Genomic DNA, 15152 nt, shown 5'->3' on the forward strand with positions numbered 1-15152 from the left:
GAAAGACAAGATCGAACGGCAGAATTACATCGCTGCCGCAGATTCGAATCCAGATCAGGCCTACCCGCGCGAGGGCGTGCGGATGTTCTGCAATTGGTCCCGCCTACATTGACATCGATGTGACGGACGGGGCAGTTTTTCATATTGCTGGCGAATCAGCGATTGCCTCACGCCGAGTATCTCTTGGACAACTCCCTGTGCTTTCGAGACTGATATCGTTGCTGAGCCGCATTCCTGCGGTGAAATGGGCGTTTTCCCGGCTTCGGCCCGTGCCGCACGGCGGCAGTGTCGCTGCTGTGCCGATCGCGGCAGACGATCCGCCCGCCATCGTCGCAGAGACCGCATCTTCCGATGTCAGCGTCGAGGCCGAGCCGCCAGCGAGCGAGGAAGCGGTCGCAGCGAACGACGCCGCGATTCCCGCCGTCGCAGAGGTCCTGTCGGCAGCGCCAGTCGAAGTCTGCGTCGCGGACGAAGCGCCCGCCGCCGCAGAGACCGCATCTTCCGACGTCAGCGTCGAGGCCGAGCCGCCGGCGAGCGAGGCGGTCGCCGCGAACGATGCCGCGATCCCCGCCGTCGCAGAGGTCCTGTCGGCAGCGCCAATTGAACTCTGCGTCGCTGACGAAGCGCCCGCGGAGACGGCGACAGAGGTCGAGCCGGTTGTCGTAGAGGAAGCTGCAGTCTCGCCCATCGATATCGTGGCCGAGCCAACGGTCATCCCCGAACTCATCATCGACAACGATGCGGAAGTTTCGGCCGAGGTCGAGGCCAGCAACACCGAGCAGGCCACGGTCGCATCGATCGACGTCGAAAGCGAACCCGTCGACATCGCGCCCGTCATCATCTCCAGCGATCCGATTGCCGGGTTCCCGAGTGAGGCCGAACCTGTCGTTGCTGAAGAGACAACCGTCTCGTCCGCCGATGTCGCGATCACGCCGGTTGACGTCATCGATCTGACCGGCGGCGATGCTCACTCTCCCGGCATCCCCGAGGATGCGGAGCCGGTCGCCATCGAGGAGGCCTGCGTCGCGCTGGCCGCCAATGACGTCTCGGACGAGGATGTCGCCGCCGGCGATATCGACAAGGCGCCGTCTGCCAGCGCCACCATCGAGATCGAGCCGGCTCCCGCAAACGAACCTGAGCCGGTCGTTGAGGCGGTCGTCGCTGAGACCTCGCCCACCATCGTCACGGAGATCGCGCCAGAACCGGTCACTGCATCTCCTGCACCGGCGGTCCGCAGTGCACCGAAGGTCCGTGCCAGACCTGCGGAGCCGGCCGATCGCGCCGCACTGATCCGGCAGCGCTGGGCCGAGACCGGAATCAGGATGTGGAACCCGCGGCTTCACGGCACCGGCGATGCGACGCTGAACATCCAGGGCAGCATCGGGCTGCTGCCGCCGGCGGACGGCGAAACCATGCCGCGCTACGACAAGCTGGAATTCAGGATGCTCGGCGGCCAGATCGTCTGCGAGGGCGTCATCGTCGAGGCCCCCGCGCAGGCAGCCCATCGCAGCTTCACCCGGCTTGCCGAGCCGCGTGCTCCGGACCGGGCCCGTGAACCCACGCGGGAACGCCAGGCCGCCCTCGCCTGATCCTTTTCCCTGCGAACGCTCTCCATGTGCTAGAGTAGCGCTCTGGACATGGGAGATCGCATGCCCGCGACATCCTTCCGACTGATCGTCATCGCCGCCCTCTGCATCCCGCAAGGCGCTTTTGCAGCTTCCGGCAAGCGGCCGCACCACGCGCATGCGACGGCGCCCGCCACCGTTTCCGCCGCCCCCTCCAGGGCCGACCGGCTGTCATCCTCGCGCGGCGAGAGCATCCTCGACACGCCCGGCCAGACCACCGTGCTGACGCGACAGGTCCTCGACGACATGAACGCACGGAGCCTGAGGGACGCCATGCGCTCGACGGCGGGCGTGACGATCGGGCGATAGGCGCGCCCCCCGTTCAGGGGATCGGATAGCCCTTCCACACCCACTCCAGCGCCGACGGCAGCGTTTGCGCGATCGTCGGACGATCGACGTGCTTGGCGTTGCGCACGAACAGGAACTGGTAGTGGTAGCCCTTCTCCGCCAACACCTTCGCCATCAGGGCGTTCGATAGCGTCCAATCGTGCATGCCGTCGGGAATGGTGGGGTTCGGATAGAACAGGTCCTGGTCGCCCCCGAAGTACCAGAAGCGGATCGGCTTCGTCGGTGCGGCCACGATCAGCGGCACGCCGGGCGGATCGGAAGGCGTCAGCACGCCGGCTTTCCAGATGAGATTGGGACCGGCCGGCCCCGCCCATGCACTGTGATACTCCCAGGCGCCGCCGCGCAGCGACGGATCGTGCGGCCATTGCTGGTTGACCATGGTCGGCGAGAACGCCAGCACGCGGTGATAGAGATCGGGATAGAACCACGCCATGGTGAAGGCGGCAGCGCCGCTCGAGCTCAGCCCCATGGTGGCGCGGCCGTCGGGGTTTCTGGTCAGCTTGACGTCGGCGTTCTTCTCGACCAGCGGCAGCACCTCGCGTTCGACGAATTGTGCGTAGACGCCTGACACCGCGTCATACTCGCGGCCGCGCTGGCTGCCCTGCGCGTCCTGGCCGCCATTGCCGATCTGGATCGCGATCATCGGCGGGACCCGGCGCTGCGCGATCAGATTGTCGAGCGTGGTGGCGAGATCCTTGTAGGCGTTGGAGCCACCGTCGCCGACCACGATGAACGGCGCCTCGCTGCCGCGTACATACTGCGCGGGCACGTAGACATCGATCGTGCGCGACCAGATTCCGGGATGGCTGGTGGTGACGATCATGTGCGACTTGTCGTCCGGCGCCGTCACGGTCGTCATGATCGAGGAATTGGTGCAGCCGGCGACGTCGTCGCGGATCAGGCCGGGATTGTAGATCGTGCTCTCCTTCGAGGTGAGCGTGAAGGATTTCGTCGTTCCGCGCGGCACGCCCTCCTTCGCGATGGTCTCCGGCGCGGGATTGTGGGTGGGACCGATGATGAAATTGCCTTCCGCGCCCGGCGGCGGCAGCGTTCCGTCCGGCAATTCGGTCGCGCGCGGGTAGTTGGCACTGAGGGGATCGCGCGTCGGCGGCGCCGTCTTGAAGTCGAGACCCGTCGTGTCGATGAAGAACGGCGCGGCCTTGTCGGTGGTGTTGGCGCCCGGCGGCACGGCCATGTTCTGGGTGACGCAGGCCGGCTGCGCCAAACTTGCCGAGACGGAAACGAAAGCAATCAGCGTCCCCGCAAGGACGGATAATGAACTTGTCATTTCAGCTCCCCGTGCTGACGGGTCTTTCCGGCCCGTCTTGACGCAAAGTATGGCGGCCTCCTTTCGCGCGGTCAAACGTCAACCGGCCGCGTTGCGGCAATCCCGCCATGCTCAAACCGGAGAGGCGCGCTTATTCCGCGCATGCGACCGCTTATTTGACGGCGCGAAGCGGTTGCTGCCGCAACGACCACGACGTAGGTTGACCGCCGGTCGAGCCGTACGAGAGTCGCGTCCGATCAAAATGAAGAACAATAAGGGAGGCAAACGATGAGAAAGCTCGCGGCCACGCTGTGCGCACTGGCCCTGCTCTCGACCGGCGCGCAAGCGCAGACCATCAAGGATTTCCTGGCGATCGCCATGAAGAAATGGACGGCGCCGTTCGAGCCGTTCCAGCTCATCGGCAACATCTACTATGTCGGCACCGACGGCATTGCCGTCTACGTCATCAAGACCTCGCAGGGCCTGATCCTGATGGACACGGCGATGCCCCAGTCGACCGGCATGATCAAGGACAACATCGCCAAGCTCGGCCTCAAGGTCGCCGACATCAAGATCATCCTCAACACCCACGCGCATCTTGATCACACCGGCGGCTTTGCCGAGATCAAGAAGGAGACCGGCGCGCAGCTCATCGCCGGCGAGCGCGACAAGCCGCTGCTCGAAGGCGGCTACTATCCGGGCGACGAGAAGAACGAGGACCTTACCTTCCCTCCGGTGAAGGTCGACCGCACCGTCAAGGAAGGCGACAAGGTCACGCTCGGCGACACCACGCTGATCGCGCATGCGACGCCCGGCCACTCGCCGGGCTGCACGAGCTGGGAGATGACCGTCAAGGACGGCAGCCAGGACCGCGAGGTGCTGTTCTTCTGCAGCGGCACGGTGGCGCTGAACCGGCTGGTCGGCCAGCCGACCCATGCCGGCATCGTCGATGACTATCGCGCGACCTACGCCAAGGTGAAGGCGATGAAGATCGACGTGCTGCTCGGACCGCATCCGGAAGTCTATGGCATGCAGGCCAAGCGCGCGCAGCAGATCAAGGACGCTTCGCCCAACCCGTTCGTCAAACCGGGCGAGAACGCAACCTACGTGGCGACCCTGTCGGAGGATTTCGACAAGCAACTCGCCAAGCAGACTGCGGCGCTGGAGAAGAAGTAGCGGAGACGTTCACCTCGCCCGGAGAGGTGAGCCGCTCGTCGTCCGGCGCCGCCGGGCGACAGCTGCGGCATGCGCATGGTTAGCAGGACGTGACCACGAACGGGCCGACGGGGCCGCAGCGCGGTCTCCTGGCGTCCTCTATGCTTAACGGGACCTCACCAATGCACGCGGCCGGAAATTTCCGCGGCCGCGTGCAACCTGCACTCGCCTTTTCGTAGGGAACCCGTCTAACGCGCTCTTTACCCCCGCCATGCAAGATCGCCTCCGTTTTGAAGGGATACGGGGCGCTTATTGCAATGCCGACCGCCAATTTGAAGTCTCATCTCGCCGCCGCGGTGCGGCTGTTTCGCGTGCCGGACGACAACCCGGACCTGATGCGCGCGCAGTTCGACGCCTTCTCCAAGCAGATCCCGCTGCTCTACTTCATCCTGATGAGCAACACGATCGCCGTCGCCTACACCTATGTGAACGTGGCGCCGGACTGGCTGACGCTGATCGTGCCGGGCGTGCTCACCGTGCTGGCGGCGCTGCGTACCTTCTGGTGGCTGCGGCAGCGCCATCTCGTACGCACCGACGCCGACATCCTGCGCAACCTGCGCGCCACCAACTGGATGACGCTGCCGATCGGCGCCGGCTTCACCGCCTGGTCGTTCGCGCTGTTCCCTTACGGCGATCCTTTCGCCAAGAGCCAGGTCGCCTTCTACATGGCCGTCACCGTGATCGGCTGCATCTTCTCGCTGATGCATCTGCGCTCGGCGGCGCTGATCGTGACGCTGGTCGTCGACGTTCCCTATGTGCTGTTCTTCTGGGCCACCGGCGAGCCGACGTTGAAGGCGATCGCCGTCAACAACCTCCTGGTCTCGGGCGCGATGGTGACGGTGCTGGTCATCTATTATCGCGACTTCGCCGATCTGGTCGCCAGCCGCAAGTCGCTGCTGGCACAGCAGGCGGCGACGCAGGCCCTGTCGGACGAGAACTTCCGCCTCGCCAATCTCGATTCCCTCACCGAGCTGCCGAACCGCCGCCGCTTCTTCGCCGAGCTGTCGAGCGCCTTCACCGACGCCGAACGCAGGAACGTTCGCGTCGCGGTCGGCATCATCGATCTCGACGGCTTCAAGCCGATCAACGACAATTACGGCCACTCGGTCGGCGACCGCGTCCTGATCGAGGCCGGCCGGCGCATCCGCGAGGTCTGCGAGGGCTTTGGCCCGCAACGGGTCGAATTCGCCCGGCTCGGCGGCGACGAGTTCGGCCTTGTCGTGTGCGGCGACCCCGATGATGCCGATCTGCTCCGGCTCGGCCAACGCATCGGCGACCAGGTCAAGCTGCCCTACCAGCTCGACACCGCCCATACGGGACTCTCCTGCTCGATCGGCTTTGCGCTGTTCCCGCAATCGGCAACGACCGCCGAAGCGCTCTATGAATGCGCCGACTATTCGCTCTATCACGCCAAGCGCCATCTGCGCGGCCGCACGGTGATCTTCTCGAGCGAGCTCGAGGCCGAGATCCGCAGCCGCGGCGTGATCGAGAACCTGCTGCGCACCGCCGATTTCAGCACCGAGATGGATCTGGTGTTCCAGCCGATCGTGGACGCCATGAGCGAGCACACCGCCGGCTTCGAGGTGCTCGCACGCTGGCGCAGCTCCCGCCTCGGCCTGGTGTCGCCGGCCGACTTCATCCCGGCCGCTGAACGCATCGGCCTGATCCGGCCGCTGACGCAGGCGCTGCTGGTTCGTGCGCTCGCGGCGGCCAGGACCTGGCCCGATCACATCCGCCTGTCGTTCAACCTGTCCGCCCACGACGTCTGCGCAGCCGAGGGCATCCTGCCCCTGATCTCGATCATCGAGAAAAGCGGTCTGCCGCCGCACCGGATCGATTTCGAGATCACCGAGACCGCCGTCACCTTCGACTTCGTGCGCGCGCAGCAGTCGATCGCGACGCTTAAGGCGATGGGCTGCGGCATCTCGCTGGACGATTTCGGCACCGGCTATTCCTCGCTGAGCCACGTGCACCGGCTGCCGCTCGACAAGATCAAGGTCGATCGCAGCTTCGTCGCCGACATCAACGAAAACCCGGTCAGCCACAAGATCATCAAGTCGCTCGCGGGCCTGTGCGACGACATGGAGATCGCCTGCGTCGTCGAGGGTGTCGAGACCCGCGCCCAGCTCGACAGCCTCCGCCGCCTCGGCTGCGACTACATCCAGGGGTACTATTTCGCAAAGCCGATGCCCGGCGATGCGATCGGCGACTACCTGGAGACGGAACGGCGACGCCTCGACGGTTCGGCGGCCAAGGTCGTGGCCTAAAGGCCGATCAGACCGCGCAGTAGCGTTCCTGGATGTCCTTGTCGGCCAGCAGTGCCGCGGCGCTGCTTTGATGCACCACCTCGCCTTGGTCGATGATGACGGCACGATCGGCCAGCCGCAGGGCCCATTCGACGTTCTGCTCGACCAGGAGCAGCGTCTTGCCCTCGTCGCGCAAGCGGCGGAACAGCACGCCCATCTCCTCGACCAGAACGGGCATGATGCCCTCCGACGGCTCGTCGAGCAGGATCATTTTGGGGTCCGCGATCAGCGCCCGGGCGATCGCCAGCATCTGCTGCTCGCCGCCCGAGAGGGTCACGCCCTCCTGATCGAGACGTTCCTTCAGGCGCGGAAACGTTTCCGCGATCTCGTCGATCGCGGCACGCTCCTCGATCTCCCTGCCGGACGCGACGAGGCCGAGCCGTAGATTCTCCCGCACGGAGAGGCCGGGGACGATACGGCGCTCCTCCGGCACGTAGGCAAGGCCGAGATGGAAGCGCTGGTGGGCGCGCAGTGGCAGCAGCTCCCGGCCCGCGAAGCGCACGCGGCCCGTCGCCTTCGGCATCAGCCCCATCATCGCCCGCAGGGTCGTGGTCTTACCGGCGCCGTTGCGGCCGACGAGCGCGACCACCTCGCCCGGGTTCACGTGCCACGAGATACCGTGAAGGATATGGCTGGTGCCATACCAGGCGTGGAGATCGTCGATTTCGAGCAGCGGGGTCTCAGCCATAGCCTTCACTCTGTCCGAGATAGACCCGGCGGACTTCCGGATTGCTCCTGATCTCGTCGGGCGCGCCGTCCGCCAGCAGGCGGCCGTGGTGCAGCACCACGACGCGCTTGGAGAGGCCCAGCACCATCTTCATCTTGTGCTCCACCAGCAGCACGGTGCGCTTCTCGGCGAGCCTTTCGAGGAGCGCAACCATCTCCTTGGTCTCCTCCGGCCCCATGCCGGCGGTCGGTTCGTCCAGCAGCAGCAGCTCCGGCTCGGAGACCAGCGCGATCGCGATCTCCAGCGCGCGTTGCTGGCCGTGCGAGAGGAATTTCGCCAGCTCGTTCCGCTTCGCGAGCAGTCCGACCGAGTCGAGTGCCGCGTCGGCACGCGCATGCAGCTCGGTCAGCCTGGCCCGATTGCGCCAGATATCGTAGCTGACCGTCAGCGCCTGCGCCGCCACGCGCACATTCTCGTGCACGGGGAGATCGGGGAAGATGTTGGTGATCTGGTAGGAGCGGGAGATGCCACGGTGCACGAAACGGTGCTGCGGCAGGCCATTCAGCTCGCTGCCTCTGAAGTGCAGCTTGCCCGAGCTCGGGGTCAGCGCACCCGAGAGGATGTTGAAGAACGTGCTCTTGCCGGCGCCGTTCGGCCCGATGATCGAGGTGAGCTGTCCGGCCGCAAAGGACACGGTGATGTCTTCGAGCGCGACGAAGCCGCCAAAGCGCTTGCCGATGCCCTCGACGCGGAGCAATTCGCCGTTCATGGTCGCGCCTTTCCGACACGCAGCGCGTCAAGCAGCGTGCCCCAGATGCCCTTGGGCAGGAACAGCACGAACAGCACGAAGATCGCGCCGACGAAAATCTGCCAGTGCGGCGTCCACAGCGAGATGACATCTTCCAGGATCAGGAAGCTGGCCGCGCCGACGAACGGGCCGAAGAAGCTGCGGGCGCCGCCGAGCAGCACCATCATCACGATCATGCCCGAGGTCTGGTAGTGCAGGATGTCCAGCGGCACGATCGACAGGTGCAGCGCCAGCATGCAGCCGCCGAGCGAGGAGATCGCGCCCGACAGCATGAACACGATCAGCTTGCTGCGCTCGACGTCGTAGCCGCAGGCGCGCGCCCGCTGCTCGTTCTCACGGATCGCCTCGATCACGGCGCCGAACGGCGAGTTCAGGATGCGCGACTGGAACCACATCGCCAGCGCTGCGAACGCCATCAGCACGTAATATTTGTTGATGGGGTCGAGGAAATTGAGCTGCAGGCCGAACAGGTTGATGCGGTCGACGGTGAAGCCGCGCAGGCCATTCTCGCCGCCAGTGAAGGACGAGGCCTGCAGCGCGACGTAGTAGACCAGCTGGGCCAGCGCCAGCGTCACCATGGAGAAGTAGATGCCGCGCGTGCGCGTCGAGACGATGCCGATCGCCGCGGCAAGGCAGGTGCTGAGCAGGACCGCGACCGGCACCGCGGCGAACCACGGCACGCCGTAGCGCCCGATCGCGATGCCGGTGAAATAGGCGCCGGCGCCGAAGAACGCCGCCTGCCCGAACGACAACAGCCCGGTGTAGCCGAACAGCAGATTGTAGCCCATCACCACGACGCCGTAGATCAGGACGTTGACGGCCAGCGCCTGCGACGGCAGCACCCAAGGCAGCACCGCCAGCACCGCGACCGACAGCAGCACGCGCTGCTCCAGAAGCCAACTGAAGCCGCCGGGCGAGGCTTTGGCGACCGCTTCGCCGCTCGATGGTCCGGTCACGCGGTCCTCCCTCTCACCCCGAACAGGCCTTGCGGGCGGATCAGCAGCACGATCGCCATCAGTGCGAACATCACGATGGTCGCCATTTCAGGTGCGAACAGCGCCACCATGCTGATGGAGATGCCGACCATCAGGCCAGCAACGACCGCGCCGACGATCGAGCCGAGGCCGCCGATCACGGTGACCACGAAGGCCTCCGCCAGCACCAGCGAGCCCATTTCCGGATTGACGCTGCGCATGGGGCCCGCCAGCACGCCGCCCAGCGCGGCGAGGCCGACGCCGAGGCCGAAGATCGCGAGCCAGACCCGGCCGATATCGACACCGAGTACCTGCATGATGGTGGGATCGCGCGCGCCGGCGCGCACGATCAGTCCGACCCGGGTCTTCTCCAGCGTCAGCCAGAGCACGAGCAGCACCACCGCCACCAGCGCGATGACGAACAGGCGGTAGCGCGGGAAGAAGCCGATGCCGAGATCGAGCACGCCGATCAGCTGCGGCGGGGTCGGAAACGGAATGCCGTCGCTGCCGAACACAATGCGGACGCCCTCGACCAGGATGTAGCTGAGGCCGAAGGTGAGCAGCAGCGGATCGTCGATCGAGCGTCCATAGAGCCTGCGGATCAGGACGAACTCGATCAGCATGCCGAAGGCGCCGATCAGGATGGGAGCGAGCAGCAATCCCCACCAGAAGCTTCCGGTGAGCGAGGCCAGATACAGCCCCGCATAGGCTCCGATCATGAACAGCGCGCCGTGGGCGAAATTCACCACCCCGAGCATGCCGAACACGATCGTCAACCCAAGCGCAGTGATCACCAGGACCGCCCCAAGGGCGATCCCGGAGAGAAGCTGCATGATGATCAGCGACAGGTCCATCGTCCAAATCTTAGGTGGCGTGGCTTAGGTGGCGTGGCCGAGCTCGCTGCAGCTGCGCAGCATGTCGTCGGAGCCGGCATCGTTGGCGAGGACCGCGAACAGATCGTTGTCGCCCGCCATCGCCGACTTCTTCTTGGACTCCAGCACCAGCACCGACTGCACCGACTGGTGATCGCATTTGCGATAGTGCTGCGGGCCCTTGGTCAGATCATACTGCAGCTTCTCCAGCGCATCGACCACCTTGTCGGTGTCGGTGCCGCCGGCGGCCTGCATGGCGGCCAGCAGCGATCCGACGCCGGAATAGCCATAGGCGCCGTAATCGGTCGGGATCGCGCCGCCGTTGGCGGCCTTGAACGCCGCGTTGAAGCTGGCGGCCGACTTGCTCTGCCCCTCCAGGCCCCAATAGTAATTGGCGCCGCCGACCACGCCCTCGAACACGTCGGGGCCGACCGCGAGCCGCTGATTGTGCAGGATGACCGGCACGACGATCTTCATCTGCTGCTTGACGCCAAAATCCACGGCCTGCTTGATCGAGTTGGCCTGGTCGCGGCCGAAATTGGAGATGCAGAGCACGTCCGGCCGCATCGACATCAGGCGCGGCATGAAGGTGGAGTAGTCGGCCGCGCCGAACGGATGCAGGATCTCGCCGACGTTGTCCGCGCCGATCGCCGCCTGCGCGCGCTTGAAGCCGCGCAGCATCTCGTGACCATAGGCGTAGTCGGCAACGAGATGCGCGACCTTCATGCCCTTCTTCAGGGTCTGCCGGGCCACGGCCGCGGTCGTCATGTGCGGATTCAGCGCCTCGTGGAAGGTGTATTTGCTGAAATCCTTGGCCTCGTTGATGGTGTCGGACTGGCTGATCGAGACGTAGATCACGCCGCGGGCGCGGGTGACCTCGTTGACCGCGAGCTGCACCGCGCTGGAGAGTGCGCCGACCACGGCATGGACCTTGTCCTTCTCGATCAGCTCCAGCGTGCGCGTCGCGGCCTCGCCGGCGTTGAGCTTGTCGTCACGGACCAGCAGCTCGACCTTGCGGCCGCCGATGCCGCCCTTGTCGTTGACGAGCTTGACCGCGAGCTCGGCGCATTTGACCTGGTCGCGCGCCTCGGCCGCGAACGGTCCGGTGAGCGGGGTCGGGAAGCCGATGCGGATGGTCTCGTCCGCGGCGCGGCCGAGACGGGGCATGGCGAGCAGCGCCGCGCCTGCCGAGAGGCCGGCAAGCGCAGTACGGCGGGTAATCTTCGACGTCGAACCGGATTTGGGCATGGTGTCCTCCAACTGTCTTTTTTCTAGAAACGCTTCAAGGCTTTCAGGACTTTGACGGGCGTGATCGGAATCGAATTGATCGTCGTATCGAACGGGGCAAGCGCATCGTTGACGGCATTGAGAACGCAGGCGGACGCTGCCGCCGTGCCGGCCTCGCCAACGCCCTTGGCGCCGAGTACGGTGTCGGCGGTCGGCGTCTCGACATGGGCGATGACGATGTCGGGCATTTCCATGGGCATCGGCACGAGGTAGTCGGCGAGCGAGCCGTTCATGAGCTGGCCGGTCTCGCTGTAGCGGCACTCCTCGAACAGCGCCGCGCCCAGCCCTTGGACGATGCCGCCGCGAAGCTGCTCGTCCACCAGCATCGGGTTGATGACGCGGCCGCAATCCTCGACGATGAAGTGCTTCAACACCTTGATGAAGCCGGTCTCGACGTCGACCTCGAGCGAACAGCCCTGGATGCCGTTGGTGAAGGCGAAGGGATAGCCCTGCGGGGCGAAGTGATGGCTGACAGTCAGCTGCGCCTGCGTGCCCGGCGGGAGCGTATCGGAGCGGAAATAGGCGATGCGCGCGATCTCGGCGATCGGCATCCGCTGGTTCCGCGTCACCGCATCGACGACCTCGCCATCGACGATGTCGAGCGCCGACGGCTGTTCCTGGAGAATCAGCGCGGCGATCTCCAGGATGTTGCGCTTGAGCGCGCGCGTGGCCTGCAGTGCGGTTTCGCCGCCTATGCCGGCGCCGCGACAGGCCCAGGTGGCGCCGCCATGCGGGGTGACCTCGGTGTCCCCGGTGATGACCTTGACGTGGTCCTGCGCGATGCCGAGCTGATCAGCCACGATCTGGCCGATGATCGCCTCGGTGCCCTGCCCCTGCTCGGTGACCGAGATCAGGCATCGGACCTCGCCGGATGGCGTCAGGCTGAGGATCGCGCCGTCCTGCGAAGAGATGCGTGCGCCGCCGACGCCGTAGAAGGCGGGACTCGGATTGGTGATTTCGACGAAGGTCGCAATCCCGATGCCGCGATAGACGCCGCGCTTGCGCAGCTCGGCCTGCTCGGCGCGCAGGCCGTCATAGTCCATCAGCTCGTGCAGGCGCTTCAGGCAGGCCTGATGCGACAGCGCCTCGAAGCGATAGCCGGTCGGCGAGGTCTGCGGATAGGCATCGTCCGCGATCACGTTCTGCGCGCGGATCGCGAAAGGGTCGAGGCCGAGCTTGCTCGCCGCCATATCGACCAGCCGCTCGGTGACGGCGCAGGCGATGGGATGGCCGACGGCGCGATATTGGCTGGTCTGCACCTTGTTCTGGAAGATCACCTCCAGTGTGGCGCGGTAATTCCTGAAGCGATAGGGCGCGCCGATCAGGCGGATCACCTGGTTGCCCTCGACCACGCTGGTGCGCGGATAGGTCGAGAACGCGCCGATCGCGGTCAGGTCCAGCACGTCCACCGCAAGGATATCGCCGCCGGCGTCGAGCGCCATCCGCGCGCGGACGCGGTGGTCGCGGGCGTGGATGTCGGAGACAAAGGACTCGATGCGGTCGGCGACGTATTTGACCGGACGTCCCAGCAGGATCGAGAGGCCGACCACCGCCATGTCCTCGTGATAGACATGCAGCTTCATCCCGAACGAGCCACCGATGTCGGTCGCGATCACGCGAACCCGGGCCTCGGGGATGCCGTAGTGACGCGAATAGAGATCCTGGAACTGATACGGCGTTTGCGTCGCGTGGTGCACCGTGAGCGCACCCGCGGCGGGATCGTAGTCGGCGACGATCGCGCGCGGCTCCAGCGTCACCGCGGTGTGGCGGCCAAAGGAAAATTCCTCCTCGACCACATGGGCAGCTTGCGCAAAGGCGTCGTCGACGGCGCCGCTGTCGAGGTGGCTGCGGAAGCAAATGTTATTGGCGCTGCCGGGATTGATCACGGGACCGCCGGCCTCGCGCGCGCCGTCGATGTCGACGACGAGAGGAAGGTCCTCGTAGTCGACCTCGATAAGTTCCAGCGCGTCTTCCGCGATGGCCCGGCTCTCGGCAAGGACGGCCACCACCGCCTGCCCGGCCCAGACCACGCGATCCAGTGGCAGCGGCAATTGCGGCGCCGAGGTCATGCCCTTGAAATGGTCGAGCGTTCCGGTCCAGGGCGTGCAGATCTTTGCAAGGTCCTCGCCGGTGGCAACAAGATGCACGCCTTCGAGCGCGCGGGCCGCCCCGACATCGATCGAGACGATCTTCGCATGTGCATGCGGGCTTCGCAGGAACGCGGCATGGAGCATGCGCGGCAGCTTGAGGTCGCTGATGTAGCGTCCGCGCCCCGCCAGCAGCCGTTTTGCATTCGGCCGCGGCACCGAGCGGCCGATATAGGAATTGGGGCGATCGAGCGAGGTCAGCGGCGCGGTCATGTGGCACCTCCGCCTTGGCTACGCGCTTTGGCCACCGCATCGATGGCATCGACGATCGCTTCATAGCCGGTGCAGCGGCAGTAATTTCCCGACAGCGCGTCGCGGATTTCCTCGCGGCTCGGCTGCGCCACCTGCGACAGCAGCTCATGCGCATTCACCAGCATGCCGGGCGTGCAGAAGCCGCACTGCAGCGCATTGCGACGATGGAATTCGGCCTGGAGATCAGCGATCACGCCGCTCTCGGTGAGGCCTTCGATGGTGTTGATCGTCGCGCCATCGGCCTGCACCGCATACATCAGGCAGGAGTGCACGGCGCGGCCGTCGAGCTGCACGAGGCAGGCGCCGCAGGCGCCCATCTCGCATCCGGCGTGCGTGCCCGTCAGTTCCAGCGCGTTGCGCAGGCAATCGACCAGCGTCTCGCGCGGCGAGACTTCGCAGGCGACCTTGCGGCCGTTGACGACGAGGCGGACCCGCACGGTCTCGTCGGCCTCGTCCAGCAAGGTTTCATCAAAGCCGCTCATGCGCCCTCACCCAGACGTCCGAGCAGGCGGCCGAGCAGCACGCGGGCGATATGCAGCCGCATCGCCGGCGGCACCTCGTCGCTGTCCGGCGGCGCGAGATCGCCTTCGAGCGCGGCTTGCGCAGCGGCGATGCGCTCCGCATCCAGGCTCGAACCGATCAGGGTCGCCTCGGCGCCCTTCACCCGCGTCGGCGTGTTGCCGACCGAGAAGAAGGAGATACGGATGTCATCGACACGATCGTTCTTGAAAGTCGCGAGCATGCCGCAGCCGACCAGCGCATAGTCGCCGCGCCGGCGCGCCAGCTCGTCGAACGCGAAGCGCTGGTCCGCCTTGAACAGCGGGACATGGACCGCGGTGATCAGCTCGCCGGGCTGCAAGGCCGTCTCGAACAGGTCGAGGAAGAAATCGTCGGCCTTGACGCGACGGCTGCCGGAAGGACCCGCAATCTCGATCTCGGCGTCGAGCGCCAGCGTCATCGCAGGAAATTCGGACGCGGGGTCGGCGAGCGCGACGCTGCCGCCAAACGTACCGCGATTGCGGATCGCGGGATGGGCGACGAAGGGCGCGGCGGCATGCAGCAGTGGCGCAAATTCGGCGATCAGCGGCTCGCTCAGCATCTCGCAATGCCGCGTCAGCGCCCCGATGCGCAAATAGCCGCCTTCGCGCCTGACCCCGCGCAGCTCGTCGATATGAGTGATGTCGATCAACAGCCGCGGCGCCTGCAGACGCAGCGACAGCGCCGGCACGAGGCTCTGGCCCCCGGCAATGAAGCGCGCGTCGTCCCCGGCGCGTGCGTGAGCATCCAGCGCCTGGTCGATCGTCGCAGCACGAAAATAGCTGAAAGCCCTCGCCTTCACCGCCGTTTCCTCAAAATCCGTCGGCTCATCAGCCGGGATGCCAGA

The 15152-nt window shown here is 65.9% G+C and carries 13 protein-coding genes; 4 read left to right on the top strand and 9 right to left on the bottom strand.

Annotated features, from left to right (window positions below; translation table 11 throughout):
- Window positions 1-119: 119 nt before the first annotated feature.
- Together A7X65_RS21885 and A7X65_RS21890 are read left to right on the top strand one after the other, a co-directional pair.
- Window positions 120-1589, top strand: a complete 1470-nt coding sequence (locus A7X65_RS21885) for a hypothetical protein (protein WP_245323753.1) — start codon at window positions 120-122, stop codon at window positions 1587-1589.
- Between the two features lie 60 nt (window positions 1590-1649).
- On the top strand, window positions 1650-1934 hold the full coding sequence (locus tag A7X65_RS21890) for a TonB-dependent receptor plug domain-containing protein (protein ID WP_208608623.1): 285 nt from the start codon (window positions 1650-1652) through the stop codon (window positions 1932-1934).
- Between the two features lie 13 nt (window positions 1935-1947).
- Here A7X65_RS21890 and A7X65_RS21895 read toward each other — a convergent pair whose 3' ends face one another.
- Window positions 1948-3261 (bottom strand): alpha/beta hydrolase, encoded by a 1314-nt coding sequence (locus A7X65_RS21895; RefSeq protein WP_063688579.1) that lies wholly within the window; start codon window positions 3259-3261, stop codon window positions 1948-1950.
- A gap of 267 nt (window positions 3262-3528) precedes the next feature.
- Between A7X65_RS21895 and blaBJP the strand changes: the two genes are divergently transcribed.
- The gene (gene blaBJP / locus A7X65_RS21900; RefSeq protein WP_063688582.1) at window positions 3529-4416 is read left to right on the top strand and encodes a BJP family subclass B3 metallo-beta-lactamase; all 888 of its coding nucleotides are present in this window, start codon (window positions 3529-3531) and stop codon (window positions 4414-4416) included.
- Between the two features lie 296 nt (window positions 4417-4712).
- Complete coding sequence (locus tag A7X65_RS21905; RefSeq protein WP_063688586.1) at window positions 4713-6722, top strand: putative bifunctional diguanylate cyclase/phosphodiesterase; 2010 nt, start codon at window positions 4713-4715, stop codon at window positions 6720-6722.
- Between the two features lie 7 nt (window positions 6723-6729).
- On the opposite strand, the gene A7X65_RS21910 is transcribed toward A7X65_RS21905, so the two are convergent.
- From A7X65_RS21910 to A7X65_RS21945, 8 genes are read right to left on the bottom strand one after another with little or no spacing between them, the layout of a single operon-like run.
- Complete coding sequence (locus A7X65_RS21910; RefSeq protein ID WP_063688590.1) at window positions 6730-7449, bottom strand: ABC transporter ATP-binding protein; 720 nt, start codon at window positions 7447-7449, stop codon at window positions 6730-6732.
- The gene (locus A7X65_RS21915; RefSeq protein WP_063688593.1) at window positions 7442-8197 is read right to left on the bottom strand and encodes an ABC transporter ATP-binding protein; all 756 of its coding nucleotides are present in this window, start codon (window positions 8195-8197) and stop codon (window positions 7442-7444) included. The genes A7X65_RS21910 and A7X65_RS21915 overlap by 8 nt, the downstream gene beginning before the upstream one ends.
- Window positions 8194-9192, bottom strand: coding sequence for a branched-chain amino acid ABC transporter permease (locus tag A7X65_RS21920; RefSeq protein WP_063688596.1), 999 nt, complete (start codon window positions 9190-9192; stop codon window positions 8194-8196). Before A7X65_RS21920 ends, A7X65_RS21915 begins: the two co-directional genes overlap by 4 nt.
- Window positions 9189-10064: a branched-chain amino acid ABC transporter permease gene (locus A7X65_RS21925; protein WP_063688599.1), complete on the bottom strand. Its 876-nt coding sequence runs from the start codon at window positions 10062-10064 to the stop codon at window positions 9189-9191. Before A7X65_RS21925 ends, A7X65_RS21920 begins: the two co-directional genes overlap by 4 nt.
- Before the next feature lie 24 nt (window positions 10065-10088).
- A complete protein-coding gene (locus A7X65_RS21930; RefSeq protein ID WP_063690688.1) occupies window positions 10089-11330 on the bottom strand; it encodes an ABC transporter substrate-binding protein in 1242 nt (413 codons plus the stop codon).
- A 23-nt stretch (window positions 11331-11353) separates the two neighbouring features.
- Window positions 11354-13729: a xanthine dehydrogenase family protein molybdopterin-binding subunit gene (locus tag A7X65_RS21935; protein ID WP_063688602.1), complete on the bottom strand. Its 2376-nt coding sequence runs from the start codon at window positions 13727-13729 to the stop codon at window positions 11354-11356.
- Window positions 13726-14250, bottom strand: a complete 525-nt coding sequence (locus A7X65_RS21940; protein WP_063688606.1) for a (2Fe-2S)-binding protein — start codon at window positions 14248-14250, stop codon at window positions 13726-13728. The genes A7X65_RS21935 and A7X65_RS21940 overlap by 4 nt, the downstream gene beginning before the upstream one ends.
- A complete protein-coding gene (locus tag A7X65_RS21945) occupies window positions 14247-15107 on the bottom strand; it encodes an FAD binding domain-containing protein (protein WP_063688609.1) in 861 nt (286 codons plus the stop codon). Before A7X65_RS21945 ends, A7X65_RS21940 begins: the two co-directional genes overlap by 4 nt.
- Window positions 15108-15152: the final 45 nt, after the last annotated feature.

Origin of the sequence: Bradyrhizobium stylosanthis, assembly GCF_001641335.1 — a bacterium.
GTDB classification, from domain to species: domain Bacteria; phylum Pseudomonadota; class Alphaproteobacteria; order Rhizobiales; family Xanthobacteraceae; genus Bradyrhizobium; species Bradyrhizobium stylosanthis.